The organism is Streptomyces sp. NPDC029151 (assembly GCF_055564315.1).
This window is the reverse complement of sequence record NZ_JBVHWQ010000004.1, coordinates 645,687-668,303: the sequence shown is the minus strand read 5'-3', so window position 1 is coordinate 668,303 and position 22,617 is coordinate 645,687. Positions and strand designations below refer to the sequence as shown.

23 protein-coding genes and 1 pseudogene are annotated in these 22,617 nt (G+C 73.1%); 16 read left to right on the top strand and 8 right to left on the bottom strand.

The features are described from left to right. Positions 1-811 precede the first annotated feature (811 nt). The gene (locus ACZ4VF_RS19630) at positions 812-967 is read left to right on the top strand and encodes a hypothetical protein (protein WP_467927297.1); all 156 of its coding nucleotides are present in this window, start codon (positions 812-814) and stop codon (positions 965-967) included. Between the two features lie 47 nt (positions 968-1,014). Here ACZ4VF_RS19630 and ACZ4VF_RS19625 read toward each other — a convergent pair whose 3' ends face one another. Continuing rightward, entirely contained in the window at positions 1,015-1,287 is a 273-nt protein-coding gene (locus ACZ4VF_RS19625) for a hypothetical protein (protein WP_467927296.1), read from the bottom strand. An 89-nt stretch (positions 1,288-1,376) separates the two neighbouring features. On the opposite strand from ACZ4VF_RS19625, the gene ACZ4VF_RS19620 reads away from it, so the two are divergent. Further along, positions 1,377-2,207 carry a M55 family metallopeptidase gene (locus ACZ4VF_RS19620; protein ID WP_467927295.1) on the top strand — a complete coding sequence of 277 codons (831 nt, stop codon included), beginning with the start codon at positions 1,377-1,379 and terminating at the stop codon, positions 2,205-2,207. Here ACZ4VF_RS19620 and ACZ4VF_RS19615 read toward each other — a convergent pair. Together ACZ4VF_RS19615 and ACZ4VF_RS19610 are read right to left on the bottom strand one after the other, a co-directional pair. Then, positions 2,182-2,394, bottom strand: a pseudogene (locus ACZ4VF_RS19615) (hypothetical protein); the annotation flags it as partial. The gene ACZ4VF_RS19620 and the pseudogene ACZ4VF_RS19615 overlap by 26 nt on opposite strands. A gap of 69 nt (positions 2,395-2,463) precedes the next feature. After that, positions 2,464-3,354, bottom strand: coding sequence for a LysR family transcriptional regulator (locus ACZ4VF_RS19610; RefSeq protein WP_467927293.1), 891 nt, complete (start codon positions 3,352-3,354; stop codon positions 2,464-2,466). An 81-nt stretch (positions 3,355-3,435) separates the two neighbouring features. Between ACZ4VF_RS19610 and ACZ4VF_RS19605 the strand changes: the two genes are divergently transcribed. The 6 genes from ACZ4VF_RS19605 to ACZ4VF_RS19580 all read left to right on the top strand — a co-directional run bounded on the left by ACZ4VF_RS19605 (position 3,436) and on the right by ACZ4VF_RS19580 (position 9,944). After that, positions 3,436-4,416, top strand: coding sequence for an EamA family transporter (locus tag ACZ4VF_RS19605; protein WP_467927292.1), 981 nt, complete (start codon positions 3,436-3,438; stop codon positions 4,414-4,416). Further along, complete coding sequence (locus ACZ4VF_RS19600; RefSeq protein ID WP_467927291.1) at positions 4,413-5,069, top strand: NAD(P)-dependent oxidoreductase; 657 nt, start codon at positions 4,413-4,415, stop codon at positions 5,067-5,069. Before ACZ4VF_RS19605 ends, ACZ4VF_RS19600 begins: the two co-directional genes overlap by 4 nt. A gap of 246 nt (positions 5,070-5,315) precedes the next feature. Further along, entirely contained in the window at positions 5,316-6,032 is a 717-nt protein-coding gene (locus tag ACZ4VF_RS19595) for a Crp/Fnr family transcriptional regulator (RefSeq protein ID WP_467927289.1), read from the top strand. Between the two features lie 138 nt (positions 6,033-6,170). Then, complete coding sequence (locus ACZ4VF_RS19590; protein ID WP_467927288.1) at positions 6,171-6,923, top strand: hypothetical protein; 753 nt, start codon at positions 6,171-6,173, stop codon at positions 6,921-6,923. Between the two features lie 13 nt (positions 6,924-6,936). Next, complete coding sequence (locus ACZ4VF_RS19585; RefSeq protein WP_467927286.1) at positions 6,937-9,066, top strand: hypothetical protein; 2,130 nt, start codon at positions 6,937-6,939, stop codon at positions 9,064-9,066. Next, positions 9,063-9,944, top strand: a complete 882-nt coding sequence (locus ACZ4VF_RS19580) for a hypothetical protein (protein WP_467927285.1) — start codon at positions 9,063-9,065, stop codon at positions 9,942-9,944. Before ACZ4VF_RS19585 ends, ACZ4VF_RS19580 begins: the two co-directional genes overlap by 4 nt. 18 nt (positions 9,945-9,962) lie before the next feature. On the opposite strand, the gene ACZ4VF_RS19575 is transcribed toward ACZ4VF_RS19580, so the two are convergent. After that, on the bottom strand, positions 9,963-10,502 hold the full coding sequence (locus ACZ4VF_RS19575; protein WP_467927284.1) for a Pycsar system effector family protein: 540 nt from the start codon (positions 10,500-10,502) through the stop codon (positions 9,963-9,965). Between the two features lie 109 nt (positions 10,503-10,611). Here ACZ4VF_RS19575 and ACZ4VF_RS19570 point away from each other — a divergent pair, with 109 nt between their 5' ends. Next, complete coding sequence (locus ACZ4VF_RS19570) at positions 10,612-11,883, top strand: OmpA family protein (protein WP_467927282.1); 1,272 nt, start codon at positions 10,612-10,614, stop codon at positions 11,881-11,883. Positions 11,884-12,004: 121 nt separating this feature from the next. Next, positions 12,005-13,189, top strand: a complete 1,185-nt coding sequence (locus ACZ4VF_RS19565; protein WP_467927281.1) for a hypothetical protein — start codon at positions 12,005-12,007, stop codon at positions 13,187-13,189. A gap of 144 nt (positions 13,190-13,333) precedes the next feature. Here the strand turns inward: ACZ4VF_RS19565 and ACZ4VF_RS19560 are convergent, their stop codons facing one another. After that, the gene (locus ACZ4VF_RS19560) at positions 13,334-13,507 is read right to left on the bottom strand and encodes a CsbD family protein (protein ID WP_467927279.1); all 174 of its coding nucleotides are present in this window, start codon (positions 13,505-13,507) and stop codon (positions 13,334-13,336) included. A 138-nt stretch (positions 13,508-13,645) separates the two neighbouring features. On the opposite strand from ACZ4VF_RS19560, the gene ACZ4VF_RS19555 reads away from it, so the two are divergent. Both ACZ4VF_RS19555 and ACZ4VF_RS19550 read left to right on the top strand, forming a co-directional pair. Next, positions 13,646-13,816, top strand: coding sequence for a hypothetical protein (locus ACZ4VF_RS19555; protein WP_055495969.1), 171 nt, complete (start codon positions 13,646-13,648; stop codon positions 13,814-13,816). A 229-nt stretch (positions 13,817-14,045) separates the two neighbouring features. Then, positions 14,046-14,894 carry an RNA polymerase sigma factor SigF gene (locus ACZ4VF_RS19550; protein ID WP_467927278.1) on the top strand — a complete coding sequence of 283 codons (849 nt, stop codon included), beginning with the start codon at positions 14,046-14,048 and terminating at the stop codon, positions 14,892-14,894. 840 nt (positions 14,895-15,734) lie between these two features. Here the strand turns inward: ACZ4VF_RS19550 and ACZ4VF_RS19545 are convergent. Next, positions 15,735-16,115 carry an STAS domain-containing protein gene (locus ACZ4VF_RS19545; RefSeq protein ID WP_467927276.1) on the bottom strand — a complete coding sequence of 127 codons (381 nt, stop codon included), beginning with the start codon at positions 16,113-16,115 and terminating at the stop codon, positions 15,735-15,737. A 211-nt stretch (positions 16,116-16,326) separates the two neighbouring features. Here ACZ4VF_RS19545 and ACZ4VF_RS19540 point away from each other — a divergent pair, with 211 nt between their 5' ends. After that, on the top strand, positions 16,327-16,749 hold the full coding sequence (locus ACZ4VF_RS19540) for an ATP-binding protein (protein WP_467927387.1): 423 nt from the start codon (positions 16,327-16,329) through the stop codon (positions 16,747-16,749). Positions 16,750-16,943: 194 nt separating this feature from the next. Here ACZ4VF_RS19540 and ACZ4VF_RS19535 read toward each other — a convergent pair whose 3' ends face one another. Beyond that, the gene (locus tag ACZ4VF_RS19535; protein WP_467927275.1) at positions 16,944-17,825 is read right to left on the bottom strand and encodes a patatin-like phospholipase family protein; all 882 of its coding nucleotides are present in this window, start codon (positions 17,823-17,825) and stop codon (positions 16,944-16,946) included. A gap of 216 nt (positions 17,826-18,041) precedes the next feature. Further along, on the bottom strand, positions 18,042-18,479 hold the full coding sequence (locus tag ACZ4VF_RS19530) for a hypothetical protein (RefSeq protein ID WP_003974483.1): 438 nt from the start codon (positions 18,477-18,479) through the stop codon (positions 18,042-18,044). A 625-nt stretch (positions 18,480-19,104) separates the two neighbouring features. On the opposite strand from ACZ4VF_RS19530, the gene hemL reads away from it, so the two are divergent. The 3 genes from hemL to ACZ4VF_RS19515 all read left to right on the top strand — a co-directional run bounded on the left by hemL (position 19,105) and on the right by ACZ4VF_RS19515 (position 22,580). Beyond that, complete coding sequence (gene hemL / locus ACZ4VF_RS19525) at positions 19,105-20,424, top strand: glutamate-1-semialdehyde 2,1-aminomutase (protein WP_467927273.1); 1,320 nt, start codon at positions 19,105-19,107, stop codon at positions 20,422-20,424. Further along, positions 20,421-21,134: a histidine phosphatase family protein gene (locus ACZ4VF_RS19520; protein WP_467927271.1), complete on the top strand. Its 714-nt coding sequence runs from the start codon at positions 20,421-20,423 to the stop codon at positions 21,132-21,134. Before hemL ends, ACZ4VF_RS19520 begins: the two co-directional genes overlap by 4 nt. Before the next feature lie 156 nt (positions 21,135-21,290). Next, positions 21,291-22,580, top strand: a complete 1,290-nt coding sequence (locus ACZ4VF_RS19515) for a polysaccharide deacetylase family protein (RefSeq protein WP_467927270.1) — start codon at positions 21,291-21,293, stop codon at positions 22,578-22,580. Positions 22,581-22,617: the final 37 nt, after the last annotated feature.

Below are 22,617 nucleotides of genomic sequence, written 5' to 3'. Positions count from 1 at the left end.
CCGGTGCCCCGGGAGAGCCCGCCGGCCGCGACCACGCCCGGGGCCACGCCGTGCACGTCGACCGGGTCCGCGGCCATGCCCGGGACCATGCCGTGCACCTCGACCGGGACCGTGGCCACGCCGGGGACCATGCCGTGCAGCCCGACCGGGATCGCGGCCACGCCGGGGACCCCGCCGTGCACCCCGGACCGCGGCCACGCCCGGGGCCATGCCGTGCACCCCGACGGGGACCGCGGCCACGCCGGGGACCCCGCCGTGCACCCCGGACCGCGGCCATGCCCGGGGCCATGCCGTGCACCCCGACGGGGACCGCGGCCACGCCGGGGACCCCGCCGTGCACCCCGACGGGGACCGCGGCCACGCCGGGGACCCCGCCGTGCACCTCGACCGGGACCGCGGCCATGCCCGGGACCCCGCCGTGCACCCCGACGGGGACCGCGGCCATGCCCGGGACCCCGCCGTGTACGCCGACCGGGACCGCGGCCATGCCCGGGACCATGCCGTGTACGCCGACCGGGACCGCGGCCACGCCCGGGACCCCGGCGGCGACCGCCGCCGGACCGGCCCGTTGCGGTGTCCGTGCCCTCGGCCTCGGCTGTTCCGGATGCGGCGGGCTCGTGTTCGTCGCGGCGGCGGCCCTGTTCGTCCAGCTCGGCGTGCCGCCGGGGCCGAGCGCACCGGCGTCGGCACGCAGGACACCCTGGACGCCGGCTTGCCACGACGGTGGTCCGCTCGGACTGGAGGAGACCGTCGACGGCGCCTACCGGACGGCCCACGACCGGGCGCTGGACCACGTGCCCGCGAGCCAGGCGTGCGCGGGCTGCACCGGCGGCTGCCGGACGAGGGCTGGGAAGTCTCGTCGTACCGCGGGGGCGGCAAGAGCGGGTACTGGTCGCCGTACGTCCGGCGGGACGGCGACGAGCCGGCCCCGGCCGGCCGGGCGGCGAGGACCCCTGCCACCCCGTGACGCCGCCCGCTCCCGGGCCGGGGAGGCGGTGAGCGGTCCGGCCGCGCTCAGTCGGCCTGTCCGCGCCGGGCCGCCGTCAGGTGCCAGGCCAGATTGCCCACCGCCGCCCCGGCGGCCACGGCGGCGACGATCACCCCGCCGGTCGCGAGGCCGTCGCTGAACAGGTGCGGGCGCCGGTCCAGGCTGTGCAGCCCGAAGCCGCACAGCTCGTACACGCCGACGGCGGCGATGACCAGGCTGACGACCAGCACGGCCAGCGTCGGCGCCAGATCGCGGGCGCAGACCTCCGTACCGGGCTCCGCTTCCGTGGTGTCCTGCATGGGTCCCCCGTTGAACAGACGTGTGAACAGCCCGGTGGGCGCTGGCGATTGGGAACCTACAATACGTAGGGTCGGATAGGGTCGACGCCGTGCGGATCTACATCAGCGCGGACATGGAAGGCATCACCGGACTCGTCGACGCCGACGACGTCCAGCCGGGCGGCCGGGACTACGAGCGGGGCCGCACCATGATGGCCGAGGACGTGAACGCCGCCGTGCGGGGCGCCTTGGCCGCCGGGGCGAGAAGCGTCCTCGTCAACGACGCCCACGGGCCGATGCGCAACCTGCTCCCCGAGGCCCTGCACCCGGCGGCCCGCCTGGTCCGGGGCAGGCCCAAGCAGCTCAGCATGCTGGAGGGCCTGACCGGGGAGTACGACGCCGCGCTGTGCGTCGGCTACCACTCCCGGGCCGGGGCGCCGGGCGTGCTCAGCCACAGCTTCATGGGGCACGAGATCGAGGACATGTGGCTGGACGGCCGCCCGGTCGGCGAGATCGGCCTCGCCCATGCCACGGCGGCGGCCCTTGGGGTGCCGGTGGTGGTCCTCACGGGTGACGACGCGGCGTGCGCGGAGATGACGGAGTGGGACGCGTCGGTCGTGACCGTCCCGGTGAAGTACGCCCGTGACCGGTTCGCGGCCGAGCTGCGGCCGGCCGCGGAGGCGCGCGAGGCCGTCGAGGAGGCGGTCACCCGGGCGCTGACCCCGGCCCCGGCCCGCCCCGAGCCGTCCGCCGCCGAGGCGACCCTCACCGTGCGCTGGCAGTCCGCCTCGGTCGCCGTCACCCTGCTGGGCGTCCCCGGCGTGACCGCCGAGGACGCGCGGACGGTCCGGGCGAGCGGACCGCTGCCCGCGCTGTTCCGGCAGTTCGGGGTGTGGATGCGGGTGGCGGCCTCGCTCACGAACCAGGCGCCGTACTGCTGACCTCGTCGTGGCGGTGCCGGGCGGTGCCGGGCGGTGCCGGGCGGTGCCGGGCGGTGCTGCGGGCGCCGTAGTGGGTGGAGCACCGGTGGCGGCGGCCGTGGCGGAGCAGACAGCGGTCGCGGGGCGGTGAGCCGCAGGCGGTGAGGCGCTCGGCGTCCGGCCCGGTGAGCAGGCCGGCGGTGTCGGCGGTCGGGGCGCGCTCCACGATCCGGGGGCGGGCCGCGCTCCGGTCGGCCGGGACCGCCGGCCGTCGCGTTCACGCCTGCGCGCCGGCCCCCAGGACGTCGAGCATGGCCCGGGTGGCCGGGCCGGGGTTGAAGCGGCTCCACGCCAGACACTCCACGCGGCGCGGCCCGTCGGCCACCGGGACCAGCGCCAGCGCGGGATCACCGGCGGCCAGCGGCCGGATGAACGCCGAGGGCAGCAGCGCGACACCGAGCCCGCGCGCCACCAGCCGGGTGATCAGCTCCACCACCCCGGCCTCGTACGCCACGTCACGGACCAGGCCCGCCGCCGCGAACGCCTGATCCGACTGGGCCCGGGCGGGCGTCCCGGCCACGAAGTCCACGAACGTCTCGTCGGCGATGTCCCGCAGTGTCACCCGTCCCGCCCCCGCCAGCCGGTGCCCGGCGGCCACGACCAGGACGTGCGCGTCGTGCGCGAGGACCAGGCTCTCCACCCCGGAGGGCCGCTGGTCCTCCGGCAGTCCCAGGAAGGCGATGTCCAGGTCCCCCGCCCGGATCGCCGCCGCCAGCTCGTCACTGCGCCCGGACCGGAGCATCACCCGGACCTGCGGGTGCCGGGCCCGGTACCGCTGCAGCACCTCCGCCACGTCCACGGCGGCCGTGGTCACGATCACGCCGACGGCCAGCCGCCCCCGGACCACCCCGGCAGCGGCGGACGCGTCGGCCATCGCCCGGTCCGCCGCGGCCAGCGCCTCCCGCGCCCGGGCCACGAACGCCTCCCCGGCACTGGTGATCTCGACCCGTCGGCTGGTCCGCGCGAACAGCCGTACCCCCAACTCCCGCTCCAGCGCGCCGATCCGGTGACTGAGCGAGGACTGCACCACGTAACAGCGCTCGGCGGCCCGGGTGAAGTTACGGGTCTCGGCGACGGCGACGACGTACCGCATCTGCTGGAGGTCCACGCCGTCCATCGTTGTCGTTCATGGCTGCGATGACAACCATGTCCTGGACGCATGACGGGCCGTCCGCCGAGACTTTCCGACATGTCCCCGCCACCGCCCACCCACCGGCCGGCCACCGTCCTGCTGACCGCCCTCGCCCCCGCCGCCTGGGGCACGACCTACGTCGTCACCAGCGAACTCCTCCCGCCCGGGCACCCGTTGTTCGCCGGCCTCATGCGCTCCCTGCCCGCCGGACTGCTCGGCCTCGCCCTCACCCGCGTCCTGCCGCGCGGGGACTGGTGGTGGAAGGCCGTCGTCCTCGGCCTGCTCAACATCGGCGGGATGCCCCTGCTGTTCGTGGCCGCCCAGCGGCTCCCCGGCGGTGTCGCCGCCACCCTCGGCGCCGCCCAGCCGCTGCTGGTCGCCGCCCTGGCCATCGCGGTGCTCCACGACCGGCCGACCGCCTGGCGCTGGGCCTGGGGCGTCCTCGGCGTGGCCGGCGTCGGACTCGTCGTCCTGGGTCCGCACGCCCGGCTGGACGCGCTGGGGGTGCTCGCCGGTCTCGGCCATACGGCGACCATGGCCGGCGGGGTCGTCCTCACCAGGCGCTGGGGCCGGCCTGCGGGGGTCGGACCGCTGACCCTGGCCGGCTGGCAGCTCACCGTCGGGGGACTGCTCCTGCTCCCGCCGACCCTGATGTTCGAGGGGCTGCCCGAGCGGATCGACGCGGGCGCCGTCGGCGGTTACCTGTGGCTCGGCAGCATGGGCGGCCTGATCGCGTACACCCTCTGGTTCCGCGGCCTGGCCACCCTCCCGGTCGGCGCCTCCGCGCCCCTGGTGCTGCTCTCCCCGCTGGTCGCCACCGTCATCGGCACGGCCCGGGGCGAGTCCCTGACCCTGGCGCAGAGCTGCGGCTTCGCCCTGGCCCTGGCGGCGCTGCTGGCCGCGCAACTCGACCCACCGTGGACGAGAGGTCCAGGCGGCCCACCGCGGACGGCCGGTGACCCGAGAAGGCTCGACCATCCACCGCGGACGGGGAGATCCCTTCCGCCGCGGACGAGAAACGGAGAACGGACCCCATGAACGCAGCCATGACGATCGCGGTCCTCGGCGCCACCGGAACGGTCGGCAGCCGGGTCGCCACCGAAGCCGTCGCACGCGGCCACCGGGTGCTGGCCCTGTCCCGGAAGCCGACGAGCGAGCACCCGGCGGTGACACCCGTCCCGGTCGACGCCCGCGACCCCGACGCCGTACGCGCGGCGCTCGCGGACTCCGGCGCGGACACCGTCGTGATGACCGTACGCACCGACCCGGTGGACGAGGACTTCCTGCTCGGCACCACCCGCGCCGTCCTGGACGCGGCCGCGCGGCTGGGGGTGCGCGTCCTGGTGATAGGCGGGGCCGGCGCCCTGCGCAGCCCCGGCGCGGCCGGCCTCCTGGTCGCCGACGACCCGGCCCACGTCCCGCCGCAGTGGCGGCCGGTCGCCGCCGCCGGAGTGGCCCAGCTGCGGGCCTGCCGGGCCCACGCCCACACCGACTGGGTCTACCTCAGCCCTCCGGCCCTCCTCGAACCCGGCACCCGTACCGCCCGTTACCGGCGTGGCACCGACACCCTGCTCACCGCGGCCGACGGCCGGTCCTGGATCAGCACGGAGGACCTGGCCGTGGCCGCCCTGGACGAGCTGGAGAACCCGGGCGGCGACCGGCACATCACGGTCGTCCACGCCGGGGAGTGAGGCGCGACCGGCTTGCGCCGGCCCCGGTGGGCGCGACGGAGACGACCGTGCGGGCTCCGGCTCGCAGAGGGTCGTAGCCCGGCGCTCAGTCGACCGGCGCGCGCCCCTGGCGCGCGCTCGGCGCATCAAGTGAACCCTCCGCGCACTCTGCCCTGCTGTCCTGACAACTGCTTGTCTGGAAACAGCTGATCCGCACGGATCGGAAACGGATCACCGTTGGTGCGGAGAAGGAGAGGAGCGCCCTTGATGACGCAGTCCGAACCCCTGGACCTGGAGGGGTGGCCCGCGCGCAGCTTCCTCGGTGGCCTGCCGGAACCCGTCCGTACCGAGCTGCTCGGGATCGGGACCCGCTGTCGTTACCTGGCCGGGGACGTTCTCATCCACGAGGGTGACCTCTCCAACCACGTGGTGCTTCTGCGCTCGGGATTCGTCAAGGTCACCGCTCGCCTGGACAACGGCCACGAGGCGTTGCTCGCCATACGGGTCGGAGGGGACATAGTCGGCGAGATGGCCGCCATGGACGACGGCGCGCCGAGGTCGGCCACGGTCACCGCCTGCGGCGAGATCGTCGCCAGTATCGTCCGCGAGTCCGACCTGCGGTCCTTCCTCGCGTCCCACCCGGAGGCGGCGCGCGCCGTCAACCGGATCGTCGTGCAGCGGCTGCGCTGGTCGAACCAGCGGCGGGTGGAGTTCGGGGGCTACCCGGTCAAGGTGCGGCTCGCCCGCGTGCTCGCCGAGCTGGCGGCCTCCTACGGACACCCGGTGCCGCGCGGGCTGGTCATCAAGGTCAACCTCACCCAGCCGGAACTGGCCGCGCTCACCGGCTCGGCGGAGGTCACCATCCACAAGGCGCTCGCGGAACTGCGCAGGGACGAACTCATCACCACCGGCTACCGCCGTACCACCGTCCTCGACATGAACCGGCTGCGCGAGACCGCCCGACTGGGTGCGGCCGTCCCGTAGACGGCCCTCCCGCACCACGGGCGCCACCCCCACCGCCCGCCGAAAACCGTATTTCTACGACCCACTCGGTGTTCCCCGTCTCCGGGCGCACAGTTGACGCCCGAGCCAGCTCGACCGGCAGAAGGGTGACCCGAGTCCATGACAGCGCAACCCCATTCACAGGAGATCGTCACGCGCCATCTGTGCATGGCCGCCGACGTGGAGAAGTACAGCCGCCTCGACACCCCGGACCAGGAGGCCTTCCAGGCCGACCTGGTGCGGGTGCTGGAGGAGGCGGCGGTGCTCAGCGGCCTGGACCGCACGGCCTGGCAGCGTCAGCCGCAGGGCGACCAGGAGTTCGCCGTCCTGCCGGCCGGCACCCACGAGCCGCTGGTGCTCGGCGGCTTCGTGCGCAACCTCGCCGTCCGGCTCGGCGAGCGCAACGCCAACCGCGCCGAGGGGGAGCGGATGCGGCTCCGGCTCGCGATCGACTACGGCGTGGCGCGCACGGCCGCTCTCGGCTACAGCGGGCCCGCCCCGGTCTCCGTGGCCCGCTACCTGAACGCGGCACAGCTCAAGCGGGTGCTGGAGGTCCTGAGGTCGACGGACCTCGCGCTGATCGTCTCCGACCACGTCTACCAGGACGTCGTACGGCTCCGCGGCGAGGGCCAGGGCCTGGACCCCCAACGGTACGTCCAGGTGCACGTACGCCAGAAGGAGTTCAGCGGCTACGGCTGGATCCACGTACCGGAGCACGGCCGGGAGGAACTCCTGCCGCTCGTGACCGACCCGGAGCCGGACGACACCGCGGCCCCCGCACCCGGCACCGTGGTGCAGGGGAACACGGACGGCGTCTTCCACTTCGGCAGCGGTGACGCGGCCAGGACCATGCACAAGAAGTACTACGGGTGACGGTGCGCCAGGCATGGACGAAGAGACCGAGCTCGTGAACGAGCTCATGGACCCGCTCCCGGCCGCATCATCCGCCGACGAGGAGGAGGCCGGGCCGGCACCCGCCGGCCCGGAGCCGACCGACGAACAGGCCGATCACATCCGGCAGCTGCGGGAAAGAGGTCTGCCGCAGACCGCGGTCGACGGGGGCGTCACGGCGAGAGTCGTCGGCTTCGGCAGCGGTGACGCGGCCGGGACCATCTACAAGACCTACTACGGCACCCCGGCCGTCGACCCGGTCGACGGCCGGGTCCCGGAGGACGACCTGGACCGGCTGCGCGAGCTGTACGTGGCACCCGCCACGCACACCGCCCTGGTCGACCACCTGGTCCAGCACGGGGTCGCGGTGCTGCGCGGAACCCCCGGCACGGGGCGTTACACCGCCGCACTGCTCGCCGCGCGGCAGGCGATGGACACCGGCGTCGTCGTCCTGGACGCGGAGGCGGGCGTGCGCCGGCTGGTGACGGAGGAGGGAGGACTCCGGCCGAGCCGGGGGCACGTGATCGAGGGCGACGGCACGGAATGGGCGAACGAACTGCGCCCGCAACTGCTCATACGCCTGCGGGCAGCGACGTACGGCCGTTCCCCCCTGGTGATCGTCGTCGACGACCACGTGCCCGTCGGAGGTCTGGCCGAGCACGTCGTCACGCACGAGGTGGCGGACGGCATGCCGTTCCAGGTGCTGGAGCGGCATCTGACGGTGCTGCTCGCCGACCGGCCGCTGGACTGCCGCAAACTGCTGGAGCACGAGGGCCTGCGCGAAGACCTGCGCGGGCGCAGGTCCATGGCCGAGGTGGCCGGTCTGGCCGCTCAGCTGGCGCGCCGGGTCCGCGACGGCGACGACGTCGACCAGATCGTGCAGGGGCTGGGAGCCGAGCTGCGGGCCAAGGCGGTGAAGCTCCTCGGGCCGTCGCGGAAGAGCGCGGGCGACGGGGCCGGCCGGCAGGAGCTGTCCCTCTGGTCGCACGCGTTCCTGCTGGCCTGTGTCGTGCTCGACGGGACGACGCTGAGCCGGGTCAGCCGGGAGTCCCACCGGCTCGCGGAGCTGCTGCACGGGGTGCGCTCCCCCTCCTCGGCCCCGTCGATGCCGCTGTTCGAGGAGAGCGTGCGGGACTGGCTCGACCACTCCGACGTGGAGTTCACCGACCGGGCCGGGCAATCGGTGGGGGCCCGGCACCCGGAGTGCCTGGTGCGGCTCAGCCAGCGCGGTCTCGGCGAGGCCGTCCTGGAGGTGCTGTGGCACGACCACAGCGGGGCCCGTGGCCCTCTGCTGGAGTGGCTGGACGGCCTCGTCGTCCGGGGCGAGGAGGACATCCGGGTGTCCGCGGCCCAGACGGTCGGCCTGCTCGCGACCTTCGACTGGGCCTACGTACTGGAGGAACTCCTCGTGCGCTGGGCCTCCGAACGGGGGGAGCACGCCGACCGGCGGCGGTTCGCGGCGGCCTGGGCACTGGAACGGGCGGTGACCGATCCGCTGCTCGCCCCCCGGGTCCAGCGCCTGCTGTCGCGCTGGTCCCAGCGCCGCGATTTCCAGGCGTGCGCCCAGGCCGCGTACGGCACCCGGATCGGTGCCAGGTTCCCCGCGGAGGCGCTGACCGGCCTGGAGCGGATCGCCGGCGCGGGGACGAAGAGCGTGTGGACCGCGGTACGGGAGATCTACGCGGCCGGATCACGAGCCCAGGTCCTGGAACGGCTGGCCACCTGGTCGGCGTCGCCCCGGCACTGGCTGCGCGACGACGCGGCGAAGTGCTTCCAGGGGCTCGGCAGGTTCCGCGGCGAGCGAGCGGTCACCGCCTTCTTGAAGGAACCCGGGCCGCGCGCCCACCTGTTGCTGCTGAGCCGGCGGACTCTGCTCAGCACCAGCCGCGTGCACCGCCAGTGCGGCTGGAACTGCATGCGGCTGTGGGTGGAGCGGGCCGGGGACGAGCCGGGCCTCGACGAGCTGACGGCCGGGTTCTTCGCCGAGCTGCCCGAGCCGGGCGCCGAGGGCGACCGGCTGCGGGAGCAGCTGTTGTTCCACCTGCGGCTGTGGACCCACCAGCTCCCCGACGGTGAAGCGGCCGTACGTATCAAGTCCCTTCTGGAGGAGAGGTGGTCGATGTGAGCAGGACACCGCGTCGAGGCCGGTTCGCCTGGCTGCGAGGTCTGTTCGGCGGCCGGCCGGGGCCCGAGGTGCCCTTCGAGGCCGTGACGGTGGACGTGCCGGAGATCGTGTCGGTGCACCGCACCTCGACCGTCATGTTCGAAACCCCGGCCAGGGGCGACGGGTTCGGCTTCCGGGTCGAGATCCGCTGTGACTGGTGCGCCGAGGGGCGCCTGGACCGGGCGACGCTCGACCGTGCCGTCGAGGGCTACCAGGCGGCCATGCCCGTCCGGCTCGAGGAACGGGTCCGCGACGTCGCCCGCCGTTACGAGCCGTTCCGGGCCGAGGAGGCCGAGCACGCCGTCAACGACGTCCTGCGGGAGGGAGAGTGCTTCGAGAACGGGCTGGTGAACTGCCGTACGGTCGCCCGTCTCCAGCCCGCACCGGAGGTGCTGGAACAGCAGCGCAAGGCCGCCCTGGAACTCCAGGCGATCGAGCACCGGTACGCGAAGTCCGCGCTCCAGGTGCAGCTGCTGAGCGAGGTCACCGAGAAGTGGCGGGCGTTCCTCGCGGGCGGACTGGCGGGGGTGCGGCAGAACGGTGACGCGCTCGCCTGGCTGACGCCGTGGGCGGTGCTGTTGGCCGAGCAGCCGGACAAGGCGGCCACCGAGGTAGGCGACATGTTCCGGCAGCGACAGAACCAGGTCGACGGGTTCGTCAAGCTCCTGGAAAAGCAGTCCAAGGCGTATCAGGCACAGGACCTCTTCGAGTTCGTCGTCACCAACGAGCGGCAACTCGGCCATGCCATGCGGCTGTTCGGACTGCCGCTGCCGGGCGAGCTGGACTCCGGGCGCGGGACGGAGGAGCCCCTGCCCCGGGCCCGGCCGGCCCGGGACTGAGGTCGTGGCGCGCGGGGATCAGGCCAGCAGCGAACCGGCGAGGAAGGCGAGCCCGGCCGTCACCGCCATCAGCCCCGTCCAGACGACCCCCCTGGCGATGTACCGGTGCTTGGCCATCACCACCTGGGCGAGCACCGGGATGAGCTGCCAGATCTCCTTGCGTTCGCTGCCCTCGTCCGCCGGCGGAGGACTGCCGTCGGCGGTGGCCAGCAACGGCAGGCTGAACCTGTTGGGGGTGGGCGGCGGCCCCAGTCGGGGGCGGAGGGCCTGGACCACGCAGTACACGGCGGGCAGGAACGCCGCCACGTGCAGCGCCAGCAGGACGGGCAGGACCCAGGCGCCGGGCCCGCCCCGCTCCCACGCCTCGCGCACCACGCCGCCCTGCGGCAGGGCCGCGGCCATCAGCCCCGCTTGGACGGCACCGAGGATGCCGACCTTGGTGTCGGCGAACTGGGCCGAGGCGTGGAGCGACGTGTACACGGCCAGCCCCGACCTGAGATCGGTGCCTTGCTCCTCTCCTGCGGTGGCGTTTCCGGCGGACTGAGCGGAACTGGGCACGAAGGACCTCCTGGCACCGACGGGTCGAGACGGTCGAGGGCTTCCAGTAACTCCCCTGATGACGCCGAACAACAGTCACAAATGTGCATTTCCCTCCTTAGGAGTCCTCGTGAGCCTCTTGACCCTCCTACGCCCCGCCCGGGCCCTCGCCATGGCGTGCGCGCTGGCCGCCGTCGTGGCCGGCAGCGGCTGCGGTGCGTTCGACACGCCCCGAGCGCGGCCCTGTGCCTGGCTGGACCGCGGCCCCGACGACACCCACGAGACCCGGTCGCAGACCATCGTGCTCGTGGACCGCAGCCCGTCCGCCCGGCCGGACCGGACCACCCCGCCCGGAAGCCGGGTACCGGACTGGGCGGGCACGGCGCTGACCGCCCGCGAACTGGCGCCCCGGGCCTGGGAGGGCGGGACTCTCTCCCTCGCCTCCTTCGACGGCACGCGGGCCACCGTCGGCTGGGGGGTGGACGGTGCCTTCGCCACCCCTGTGAAGGGCACCGCCCCCCGGAAGAAGGACCGACGCGGCAAACGGCGTGACTGCCTGGAACGGCGGCTGCGGGAGCTGGCCGCCGAGGCGCCGGGCACCGGACGGACCGACGTCCTCGGTGCGCTCGCCGCGGCCGGCGACCAACTCGGCTCCCGGCGCGGCCGCCGCAGCGTCGTCGTGGCGACCGACGGGCTGACCAACACCGGCTGTGCCGACCTGCGCACCGCCGGGTTCGACGGCACGGCGGAGATCAAGGCGATGGTGGAGCGCTGTCGTACGGCAGGCGAACTGCCCGACCTTTCGGGCACCGCCGTGCATCTCGTCGGCATCGGTCACCCCGCCCGGAGCACGGCACCGTCCTCTCCGCAGATCGCCTGGCTGACGGCCCTGTGGAGCAGCCTGTGCCACGCGACGCGTGCTTCCTCCTGCGAGGTGACGGCCGCCGCCCGGGTCCACCCGGCGGGGAGGACCTCCCGGCCCCCGAAGCCGGAACCGGAGGTGACTTTCCCCGCCGTCGCCGAGCGGCGGTCCGGGCGGCAGACCACGATCGTCCTGCCCGGCTCCGTGCTGTTCGCGACGGACCGGGCGGAACTCTCCGGGTCGGCGCAGAAGGTGCTGGACGACGCCGCCCGCCGCATCACCGACCTCCACCCCGTCTCGGTCGCCGTCTCCGGCCACACCGACTCGCGTGGCAGCGAGGAGAGCGGCAGGCGGCTCTCGCTGGCCCGCGCCGAGACCGTCCGGGCCGCCCTCGTCCAGCGCGGGATCACGGTGACGTCCGCCCGTGGCTACTCCGACGACCGGCCCAGCTGCACCCCCGAGTACCACGACGGCGTACCGGACTACGCGGCCATGGCGTGCAACCGGCGCGTGGAGATCGCCGTGACGGTGCGCGGCTGATCACCTCGGCGCCGACCGCACCCCCTGGAACAGCACATCGCAGAAAAGGACGTCGTTCATGTCCCAGAACCATCGAGGCATACCCTGCCACCACGGCTGCGGATGCGATATCCGGCACCTGGTGAAAAGCGCGGAGCACGGTCCCGAACGGGACCCGGAGCACCTGGACAACGGTGAGATGCGCATGCTGTTGCGCGCGGCCCGCGAGGTCGCCGAGCTGGTCGGCCGCAACCGCGGGCAACTCGCCGCCGCCCGGGCTCGTACGATCGACACCTACGCGCGGACCGAGGAGACGATCCAGTCGCTGGCCCGTTTCGAGGCGGCCGCCTCCCTCCGCAGGACCCGGGTGGCCCAGGAGACGGTCGAATCCCGCCACGCCGAGGACGGGGCACACGACCGGCGCCGCCGTGAGATGTGGATCCGGGTCCTGCGCTGGCCGGTCGTCATCGCCATGGCCCTGTTCGACGCCTGGTACTTCATGCGGGTCTTCCAGTACCTCACCCTCGACGAGGAGGACGTCTCGACGGTCGAGCAGATGGTCTCCTTCCTGCCCGGCGTCGTCCTGGCCCTGGCCCTGATGCTGTCCGGCCACGCGATCGCGGCCCCGCTGTACCGGGTACGCGAGCGGCTGCACGCTCTCCGCGACGACCGCCCGGTAGCGGCCCTGCTCGGTTCGCTCGTCCTGCCCGTCCTCTACCTGGTCGCGGTGTTGTCCACGGTCGCCGTGTGGGCGGCGGTGAGGGCCGGTGACCCGGGAACGGACGAGTCCGACGGCGCCCGCTACGCGCCCGGCTGGGTCGCCGTGCTGCTGCTGGTGCTCGCGATCACCGCGATGGCGATGAAGGTCGTCGCCCACAACCCCTACGCCGACAGCGCGGCCGAGGCCCGCCGAGGGCTCCTGCGGGCCAGGCTGACGTACGCCTGGCTGGTACGGCGCGTCGGCGACGCCCTCCGTGAGCACGAGCGGGCCTGGAGCGACCTGTGCGCGCTGCGCGACGAACTCGCCTCGCAGGTACGTCTGGAGAGCATGCGGGTCTGGGAGGCTGCCATCCTCACGGCCCGCATGGTCCACGGTCAGGCCGGCCACCTTCCGCCCGCACCGGCCGTCTCGGCGGGCGGGGCGGAGGCGCAGGCGCCGGCGGCCACGTGGGCGGCGCCGCTCTTCTCCGGCGTCGTCGAGCCCCCACCGGAGCTCGGCCCCCTGGTCGAGGCCCACCGGATCGCCGTCACCTGTGCCCCGGTCGAGCTGCGCGCCCGTCGCACCGAGCTGATCAGCCGCCTCGACTGTCAGTTGGTCCAACCGTAGGAGCAGCGGCCGGGCCGGGCCGGGGGCCGATGAGCGGGCGGCCGGCGACCCGCTCCGGCCGGTCCGTGGCGGCTGACCGTGGAAACGCCGAAGCGGGCCCTCGGACGGCGAGGACCCGCTTCGGTGTCGCGAGGAAACGCGTCGTCAGTGCTTGAACGCGTCCTTGGCCTTTTCCTTGGCCTCGCGGGCGTCACCGGTGCTCTTCTTGGCCTGCCCCTCGGCAGCCATGCGCTCGTTCCCGACGGCGCTTCCCAGCGTCTCCTCGACCTTGCCCTGCGCCTGCTCGGTCTTCGCCTTGGCCTTCTCGCCGGCAGTCATGGAACACGCCTCCTCCTAGTTGCTGTTCCGCTGTCGCGGTGACTCGCTGGTGCCCCGGCTTTCACGGCACAAACAAGGCGCCCACCGAGGAATGGGCGGGAAATCGCAGGGCACACGCCGGTCAGGAGGTCGATAACTATGGTTCCCCTGCTTCTCGTTCTACTGCTGGCCGTGATCCTTTTCGGTGCCGGCTTCGCCGTCAAGATCCTCTGGTGGGTCGCCCTCGCCGTCCTGGTGGTGTGGCTCCTCGGCTTCGTCATGCGCTCCACCAGCGCCGGCGGCGGCCGCGGCCGCTGGTATCGATGGTGACCTGACCCGCGAGCACAACCCCCCGACAGGGCCCGGCCGTCACGGCCGGGCCCTGTGGCGTGCCGCGTCGTCGAAGGCTCGGACCGCCGTACCTCCGGAGCCGCCGGACCGCCCGGCCGACGACGCGGCCATCGCATGGGCATGAGCGGAACATGTGGGGGTAGGCGGGCTGTCGTCGGCTCGTGGCGGGCCGGCACCGTTCGGGGGCGTGACAGGGAGGGAATGCATCATGGCGACGACAGTGATCGCGTCCGGCACGGACACGGAGACGGTGAGCCTGCCGGAGGTCGCCGACCCCTCCAAGGTGGCCCCCAAGGACGCCCGTGAACTGTCCCGGCTGTTCTTCGACCAGCTTGCGGTGCTGGAGGAAGGCACCCCGGAGTACAGCTACGCGCGGAACACGCTGATCGAGATGAACATGTCCCTGGTCCGCTACGCCGCCGGCCGGTTCCGCAGCCGCGGGGCGGAGGAGATGGAGGACATCGTCCAGGTCGGCATGATCGGCCTGATCAAGGCGATCGACCGGTTCGACCTCGTACGCGAGGTGGAGTTCACCTCGTTCGCGATCCCCTACATCGTGGGTGAGATCAAGCGGTTCTTCCGCGACACCACCTGGGCCGTGCACGTGCCGCGCCGCCTGCAGGAGGCCCGCGTCCAACTGGCCCGCGCCACCGAGGAACTCCGCAGCCGCCTGGACCGCGATCCGACGGTCAAGGAGCTGTCGGAACTGATGAGCCTGTCCGAGGAGGAGGTCGTGGAGGCCCGGCTCGCCTCCAACGGCTACAACTCCGCCTCGCTCGACGCCGCGCTGAGCACGAGCGAGGACGGCGAGGCCGCCCTGGCGGACTTCATCGGCGCCGACGACCAGGCGCTGGAACTGGTGGAGGACTTCCACGCGCTCGCCCCGATGATCGCGGCTCTCGACGAGCGTGACCGGCAGATCATCCACATGCGGTTCGTCGAGGAACTGACCCAGGCCCAGATCGGTGAGCGCCTCGGCGTCTCCCAGATGCACGTCTCCCGCCTGCTCTCCCGCTGCCTGGCCCGGCTGCGCGAAGGCATGCTCACCACCAGCTGACCCGCGGCGGGCACCGCCCCTCCGCCCGTGAGGCCGCACCGGGGCCCTTCCCCGCCACGGCGAGTGCCGCACCGGAGGGGGAGCGGGACCCGGTTGCCGGCCGCGGAACGGGCCGTACCCACCCGGTCGCAGCACCTGTACGCCCTGACGGCCGCCCCCGCGACCGCGGTCACCCTCTCCGGGGTCGCGCGGGCCGTCCGGGAGGCCGCGCCGGCCGCCGCAGAACTCCACCCGCACACCGCACGCCTGATGCCACCTCCGCGACCGGGAGGACACCACCTCGGGGCGGCGGTGGACTGGACGGACCTCGGCATGGCGGCACCCGCTGCCCCGCGCCGTACGCTCCCGGGGACCGGAGCCGGACGCCTTCACCCTGCCGCTCGAGGCGGACGGCACGCATCCGGGCCGGCCGCCCGCCCACGGCGTCCGTGCGCCACGCCGCCGCCGGCACCTGCCACCGCTGCTTGTCCACGCCGACGGCAGCGGCACCCGCCACCGCTGCTCGTCCACGCCGACGGCAGCGGCGCCTGCCTCGATCGGGCCATCCGGCCACCCCTGGGCCGCCCCGTCCCGGCACCGCGTACCGCCGGCCCGCCCTCACCCGCCGAAGAAGACACCCCGCTCCGCCACACCGACGGACTGATCGAGCGCCGCCGCGCAGTCATCTCCCCTGGGGGCTGCGACGGCCGGCCGCGTGCGCCCGCACCACCACCGGCCCGTCGCCGGACGAACTGCGCGACCGCTGCCCGCACCACCACCCCGGCACCGCCTTGCCCGACGGCCGCGCCCTGCTCGCGGCACGCTTCCTCGCACCCGGATGACGCCGGTGCGCAGGCCGCGTCAGCCGGTGAGCGCGTCGGGGAGAGTGGAGCGGCAGTCGATGATCGCGTCGACACCGACGATCTGCAGGGTGCGCAGGACGGAATCGGTGGGTGCGGCCAGCCGCAGCCAGCCGCCGGCCTCGCTGAGGACGCGGTGCGCGAGCAGGAAGATGTTGATGCCGCTGGAGTCCATGAAGGCGACCTGCCCCAGGTCGGCGACGACCCGTGGGCGGTCGGTGCCGCGGACCTCCAGCGCTTCGCGCAGCGTTCCGCCGCTCTGGTGGTCGATCTCCCCGACCACCGTGAGGACACGAATGCCGTCACCGGTGACCGCGGTGCGGACCGACAGCGGGCCGGGTCGCCCGGCTTCCTCGGTATCCGCCATTGCTCCCTCAGTCATGTCGGCGATACTGGCACACCATGATCCGGGATCGGAGCATTCCCCGGGACGGCACGGACGATGCTCCGTGTGGGGAAGGCGGCAGGACCACGGGGACTTTCCCGCGTCTGCTCGGGTATGCGTGATGATGGCGGAAGGCGGCCGGTGACCGTGATGGAACCAGACCGTGGCTGAGGGCACGTCGGCACCGCACGAGCATCCCCTCCTCGCGATGACGGTCGCCTTGGACGGGGACGGCGCGGGCATCGCGCGGGCACGGCATCTGGCCACGGAATTCCTCACGCGGGCCCGGGCCGAGCACCGGCTCCCCGTCTCGCGACGCGCCGTCGATCTCACCCAGCTGGTCGTCAGCGAACTGGTCACCAACGCGTGCAAGTACGCGCCGGGCCCGGCACGGATGGATCTGCGCATCGCCGACGGCATGGTGGAGATCGCGGTCTGGGACTCCGACCCGGTGCTGCCGGTCGCGAGGGCCTCCGACGCCGGTCGGGTGGGACAGCACGGCCTGGAGATCGTGATGGCCGTCGTCCAGAGTTTCGAGGCCCGCTCGGCACCGGGCGGCAAACACATCACCGCCCGCATCGCCCTGCACGACGCTCCGCTCCCCACGCCGGAGGACTCCTCCGGGCAGTAGAACGCGGGCCCAGTACCCGGGGCCCCAGTGCCCGGGGCCGGGCCGGCGCCGGCTGACGGGCCCTCCCGGCACACGACGAGGGGGGGCTCCGAGAACCCCGCCCCTCACCCGGGACATCCCAACTCGGGGACGTACAAGGCGATAAGGCCGATGTGCCCGGGCACGTGTCCTCGGGACACGTGCCCGGGAGGCGCTCATGCCGAGCTTTCGCCTCTCGCCGGCGCCCAGGAGTCCGCCAACTGCTTCCGCGCGGCAGCGGCCTGCAGCTGCCCCGCCTGGAACGCAGGCACCCACGCCGACGGGTCCGACGGGTCCGTGCCGAGCGCCGCCGCCGACGCCTCGTCCGGGAACAGCGACACCACCGCCTCCGCGCCCGGCACGGCGATCGCTTCCTGACGCGCCATCGGCTCCACGACGACCAACGTACGTGCACCAGCCGCGAGGTCGACGTTGGTGCCTGCCCGTAGCGCGCCGTCGATGTAGTGACGTCCGCCGATCGAGACGGGAGGCGCCGCGCCCGGGAACGCGCTGGAGGCCGCGACGGCAGCCGCCAGTGGAACGCCACTGTCGCGATCCCAGACCACCGGCTCGCCGCTTTCCGCCTCCACGGCGGGGATGAGCAGGCGACGCTCGGCCGGCCAGGCGTCCGTGCCGACGAGCCGGCGTCGCACCGCGACCAGGGCCCGCTCTGCCTCCGGATCGGCCGCGTCGAGGGCGATCCCCCCGACCCGCCGACGGGCCTCCTCCGGTGGCAGGCCGGCACCGAGGACCGCGAAGACCTCACCCATGCGCTGCCGGTCGGCCTGCGGCGGCCGGGGACCGTCGCCGCCGGCGGGGTCGGCGAGGTGCGCGAGGTCCTGGCCGGCGGCCAGCGCGGCCCCCACGATCGCGCCGGCCGAGGTGCCGACGACCAGATCCGCCGCGCCCAGGTCGACGCCCAGGCCGCGCAGGCCGTGGGCGAGCCCCGCCATCCAGGCGGCACCAACGTGTCCGCCCGGGCCGAGCACGAGCGCACTGTCCACTAAATGCATCGTTCCCCCATCCGTCGCTGTGGCGGTCTCGACCCTGACGATCAACCAGCCCCTCGATGGCCGGCTCGACCCGGGCCGGCGGCGCGACGGAGCGCTTCAGCAGGGAGAAAGCACGGGACTTTCCGGAGCCTGTGGCCGGCACGGAGCGGTGACTCGGTCGTGTCACCTGGCAAGAAGGTGTGTCCCGATGGCCGACGGCCCCTCTCAGGCACCAGCGAGAGCGGAACCCGAAAGCCCCGCCCGGCCTCTCGAAACCCCGGCTCAGGGCCACACAAGGCAATAAGGCTGATGCCCCGCCTCATGCAGCCGGTGGGAGAAGTCCTGCCACTCGTGCAGCAACTGGTACACGTTGAACGCGTCCCGCGGCCCGCCCCGGTCCGGGACCGTCGACCAGATGAACGCCGCCGCGCCCACCGCCTCCTCGCCGATGCCGCGCAGGGGGTCGACGACCGTCATGGGGAGCTTGACCACGGCGTAGTCGGGGTGCAGGACGACCAGTTCCAGCGGGGGCACCTTGTGGAGCGGGACGCCCTCGATGCCGGTGAGGACCATCGCGGCCATCGTCTCCGGCTTGATCTTGGTGAACATGCCGTTCATGCCCAGCTCGTCGCCGCCGAGTTCCTCGGGGCGCATCGAGATGGGGACGCGGGCCGCGGTCGCGCCGTCCGGCGCGCCGAAGTATTTGTACGTCACCCCCACCCGACCACCATTCCTGCTCCCCGCCCGGAGACGGTCGGCCCGGGGGTCGAGCCGGCGGTCGGCCGGCCGGTCCGGCCCGCGCTCACGGCGCTGGCCGGGCTCGCTGTCGAGCTCCCGGTCGATCTGCCGGTCGTACCGCTCGGGCTCACTCGGTACACCCTGTGTCTGACGTGCGTCGCTCTGCCGTGTCTCGGTCGTTTCCTCCGCGTCGCGCCGGTGCCTTCCCCGCCGGGCACGCCGAGGACCCAGGTCATCAGTCCCCTCGCCCAGTCCGCCACCGCGATGCATATCTCCACCCGACTGCTTTTCTAGGACGCGTGGCCCCCGCCGCGCAACCCGATCATCGTGTCAGTGACCTCCCCCACGGCCGCCCGCCGAAACGTGCGGTGGAACAACAGTCCACGCGGGAAAAGCCCGGCCCCTGATCATTACGTGCGTATGAGCTGTGTGTATCAGGTCTCAGTCTCGCAGATGAGCGATGACGCCACGCGCGGCCGGGACACCGCCCCGTTCGCCGCTCCGATCCCGAGGCCGACCGCGGTCCGCCCGGGCCGCGGCCTACCCTGAGGAGGTCACCTCGCAACCAGAGTCGGAGAACCCGGAGAAGCCGCACGTCATGAGTGTCATGAGCGAAACGCCCTATCCCTACGACGCGCCCGCCTCACAGGCGCTCTTCGACCGCGCCTCCGTCGTCACCCCGGGCGGGGTGAACTCCCCGGTGCGCGCCTTCCGCGCCGTCGGCGGCACCCCCCGGTTCATGGTGTCGGGCAAGGGCGCCTACCTCACCGACGCCGACGGGCGCGAGTACGTCGACCTGGTCTGCTCCTGGGGGCCCATGATCCTGGGGCACTCGCACCCGGAGGTCATCGCCGCCGTACAGGAGGCCGTGGGCCGCGGTACGTCCTTCGGCACGCCCGGTGAGGGCGAGGTCGAGCTGGCCGAGGAGATCGTCGCCCGGGTCGAGCCCGTCGAGCAGGTACGGCTGGTCAGCAGCGGCACCGAGGCGACCATGTCCGCCATCCGGCTCGCCCGCGGCTTCACCCGGCGGTCCAAGGTCATCAAGTTCGCCGGGTGCTACCACGGGCACGTGGACTCGCTGCTCGCCGCGGCCGGCAGCGGTGTCGCCACCTTCGCGCTGCCCGACACCCCCGGTGTCACCGGGGCCCAGGCCGGCGACACGATCGTGCTGCCGTACAACGACCTGGAGGCCGTCCAGGAGGCCTTCCACCGGCACCCCGGTGAGATCGCCTGCGTGATCACCGAGGCGTCCCCGGGCAACATGGGCGTCGTGCCGCCGGACCCGGGGTTCAACCAGGGCCTGAAGGACGCCTGCCGGAAGAACGGCGCCCTCTTCATCTCCGACGAGGTCATGACCGGCTTCCGCACCAGCCGCGCCGGGTGGTACGGCGTGGAGGGCGTGAAGCCGGACCTCATGACCTTCGGGAAGGTCATGGGCGGCGGGTTCCCGGCGGCCGCCTTCGGCGGGCGCGCCGACGTCATGGCGCACCTCGCCCCCGCCGGGCCCGTCTACCAGGCCGGCACCCTCTCCGGTAACCCCGTCGCCACCGCCGCCGGCCTCGCCCAGCTGCGGCTGCTCGACGACGCCGCCTACGACAAGGTCGACGCCGTTTCGGCGCAGATCCAGACCCTGGTCACGGAGGCGCTGAGCAAGGAGGGCGTCGCGCACCGGCTGCAGACGGCCTCCAACATGTTCTCCGTGTTCTTCACGGACCGGCAGGTGCGCACCTACGAGGACGCCAAGCGGCAGGAGTCGTACCGCTTCACCGCGTTCTTCCACTCGCTGCTGGCGAACGGCGTGTACCTGCCGCCGTCGTCCTACGAGTCCTGGTTCGTGTCCACGGCCCATGACGACCGGGCCATCCAGAAGATCGCCGACGCCCTGCCGGCGGCGGCCCGGGCGGCTGCGGAGGCCACGGCGGAATGAGCACTGCACCCGAGAACCCCGTGAACAAGGACGTCACCGTCGTCCACGTCATGCGGCACGGCGAGGTCGAGAACCCGGACGGGATCCTGTACGGGCGGCTGCCCGGCTACCACCTGTCCGAGCTGGGCCGGAAGATGGCCGAGCGGGTCGCCGAGCACCTCGCGCCGCGGGACGTCACCTACGTCTGCTCCTCCCCGCTGGAGCGGGCGCAGGAGACCGCCGCCCCGATCGCCAAGGCACACGGGCTGGACCTGGACACCGACGCGCGGCTGATCGAGGCCGAGAACGTGTTCCAGGGCAAGACCTTCGGTGTCGGCGACGGCGCGCTCCAGCGGCCGGAGAACTGGAAGTACCTCGTCAACCCGTTCCGGCCGTCCTGGGGCGAGCCGTACGTGGACCAGGTCGTGCGGATGATGGGCGCGCTGAACGCGGCCAAGGACCGGGCGCGGGGCCACGAGGCCGTGCTGGTGAGCCATCAGCTGCCGATCTGGATCGTGCGCTCGTACGTCGAGCGGCGGCGGCTGTGGCACGACCCGCGCAAGCGCCAGTGCACCCTGGCCTCCCTGACGACGTTCACGTACCTGGGTGACAAGATCGTGTCGGTGGGCTACGGCGAGCCCGCCATCGATCTGGTCCCGGCCCATCTGCGGGCCGGCGCCCGGCCGCAGAAGGGCAAGGGCACGGTGCAGGGGAAGGCCTTCGGCGCCTGACCGGCCGGCCTCCGGTGCACTGACAGTCCGTTTGGTGTGACTTAGGGTGTTTTTGCCGGGAACCTTGCGAAAAACATAAGAATCACTGGAACCTCCCCGATCTTCACGCCCTCTTGCCGGGTGACCACCAGCAGGCGTGACGAATCGGGGTTTTCCATGCGCACCTTCTCCCGGACCCTCTCCCGGCGGGGGGCACTCGGCCTGGGCACGGCCGCGGCCGCCGCCTCGCTCGCCGGCTGCGGGAGTCTCACGTCCTCGGACGGCGGCAAGCGCCCGAACGGTTCCGGCCAGGGCCGGCCCGGTCACGGTGGTGGGAAGGGCGCGCGTCCGGCGCGGCCCATCGGCGACGGCTCCACCTCCTTCACGGGCGCCCAGCCGCACCAGCCGGCCAAGCCCGAGCCGCTGGAGCCGGGGCAGACCCCGCCGCAGTTCGTGATCTTCTCCTGGGACGGCGCCGGCGAGGTCGGCAACGGCCTCTTCCCGCGCTTCCTGGACCTGGCCAAGGAGCACGGCGCGAGCATGACCTTCTTCCTCTCGGGGCTGTACCTGCTGCCCGAGGCGAAGAAGCGGATGTACGAGCCCCCGAACAACCCGCGCGGCGCCTCCGACATCGGCTACCTCGCCGACGACCACATCAAGGCCACCCTGGAGAACGTGCGCCGGGCCTGGCTGGAGGGGCACGAGATCGGCACCCACTTCAACGGGCACTTCTGCGCCGGCACGGGCACGGTCGGCAACTGGACCCCGCAGCAGTGGGCGAGCGAGATCGAGCAGGCGAAGTCGTTCGTGAAGCGGTGGCGGACCAACACGGGCTGGACCGACCTGCCGTCGCTGCCGTTCGACTACGACAAGGAGCTGGTCGGCGGCCGTACGCCCTGTCTGCTCGGCCAGGGCAACCTGCTGCCGACCGCCCGCAAGCTGGGCTGGCGCTACGACGCCTCCTCGCCGGGCGGCCGTCAGACGTGGCCGGAGAAGAAGCTGGGGATCTGGGACCTCCCGCTGCAGCAGATACCTTTCCCCGGACGTTCCTTCGAGGTCCTGTCGATGGACTACAACATGCTCGCCAACCAGTCCGTGAACTCGACCAAGGCGCCCTCCTACAACTACCCGGGCTGGCGCAAGCAGTCCGCGCAGGCGTACATCCAGGGCTTCCAGCGGGCGTACGAGACGAACCGGGCGCCGTTCTTCATCGGCAACCACTTCGAGCAGTGGAACGGCGGCATCTACATGGACTCCGTCGAGGAGGCCTTCAAGCACATCGCGCGCGACAAGGAGAAGGGCGCCGACGTCCGGCTGGTCTCCTTCCGGCAGTTCGTGGACTGGATGGACGTCCAGAAGCCGGAGGTGCTCGCCAAGCTGCGCACGCTCGGTGTCGGGCAGCGGCCGGCGGGCGGCTGGAAGGAGTTCCTGCGGGACGGCAAGGGTGCCGCGTCCAACGCTGCCTGATGTCCCGAATGTCCCGTGTAAATACGCCCTGAAATGC

Excerpts from the sequence above, each read along its gene's own strand:
- hemL (WP_467927273.1), top strand. The coding sequence starts at position 19,105 with ATGAGCGAAACGCCCTATCCCTACGACGCGCCCGCCTCACAGGCGCTC.
- ACZ4VF_RS19605 (WP_467927292.1), top strand. The coding sequence starts at position 3,436 with ATGTCCCCGCCACCGCCCACCCACCGGCCGGCCACCGTCCTGCTGACC.
- ACZ4VF_RS19585 (WP_467927286.1), top strand. The coding sequence starts at position 6,937 with ATGGACGAAGAGACCGAGCTCGTGAACGAGCTCATGGACCCGCTCCCG.
- ACZ4VF_RS19550 (WP_467927278.1), top strand. The coding sequence starts at position 14,046 with ATGGCGACGACAGTGATCGCGTCCGGCACGGACACGGAGACGGTGAGC.
- ACZ4VF_RS19520 (WP_467927271.1), top strand. The coding sequence starts at position 20,421 with ATGAGCACTGCACCCGAGAACCCCGTGAACAAGGACGTCACCGTCGTC.
- ACZ4VF_RS19600 (WP_467927291.1), top strand. The coding sequence starts at position 4,413 with ATGAACGCAGCCATGACGATCGCGGTCCTCGGCGCCACCGGAACGGTC.
- ACZ4VF_RS19540 (WP_467927387.1), top strand. The coding sequence starts at position 16,327 with ATGACGGTCGCCTTGGACGGGGACGGCGCGGGCATCGCGCGGGCACGG.
- ACZ4VF_RS19545 (WP_467927276.1), bottom strand. The coding sequence starts at position 16,115 with ATGACTGAGGGAGCAATGGCGGATACCGAGGAAGCCGGGCGACCCGGC.
- ACZ4VF_RS19560 (WP_467927279.1), bottom strand. The coding sequence starts at position 13,507 with ATGACTGCCGGCGAGAAGGCCAAGGCGAAGACCGAGCAGGCGCAGGGC.
- ACZ4VF_RS19595 (WP_467927289.1), top strand. The coding sequence starts at position 5,316 with ATGACGCAGTCCGAACCCCTGGACCTGGAGGGGTGGCCCGCGCGCAGC.
- ACZ4VF_RS19625 (WP_467927296.1), bottom strand. The coding sequence starts at position 1,287 with ATGCAGGACACCACGGAAGCGGAGCCCGGTACGGAGGTCTGCGCCCGC.
- ACZ4VF_RS19555 (WP_055495969.1), top strand. The coding sequence starts at position 13,646 with ATGGTTCCCCTGCTTCTCGTTCTACTGCTGGCCGTGATCCTTTTCGGT.
- ACZ4VF_RS19515 (WP_467927270.1), top strand. The coding sequence starts at position 21,291 with ATGCGCACCTTCTCCCGGACCCTCTCCCGGCGGGGGGCACTCGGCCTG.
- ACZ4VF_RS19590 (WP_467927288.1), top strand. The coding sequence starts at position 6,171 with ATGACAGCGCAACCCCATTCACAGGAGATCGTCACGCGCCATCTGTGC.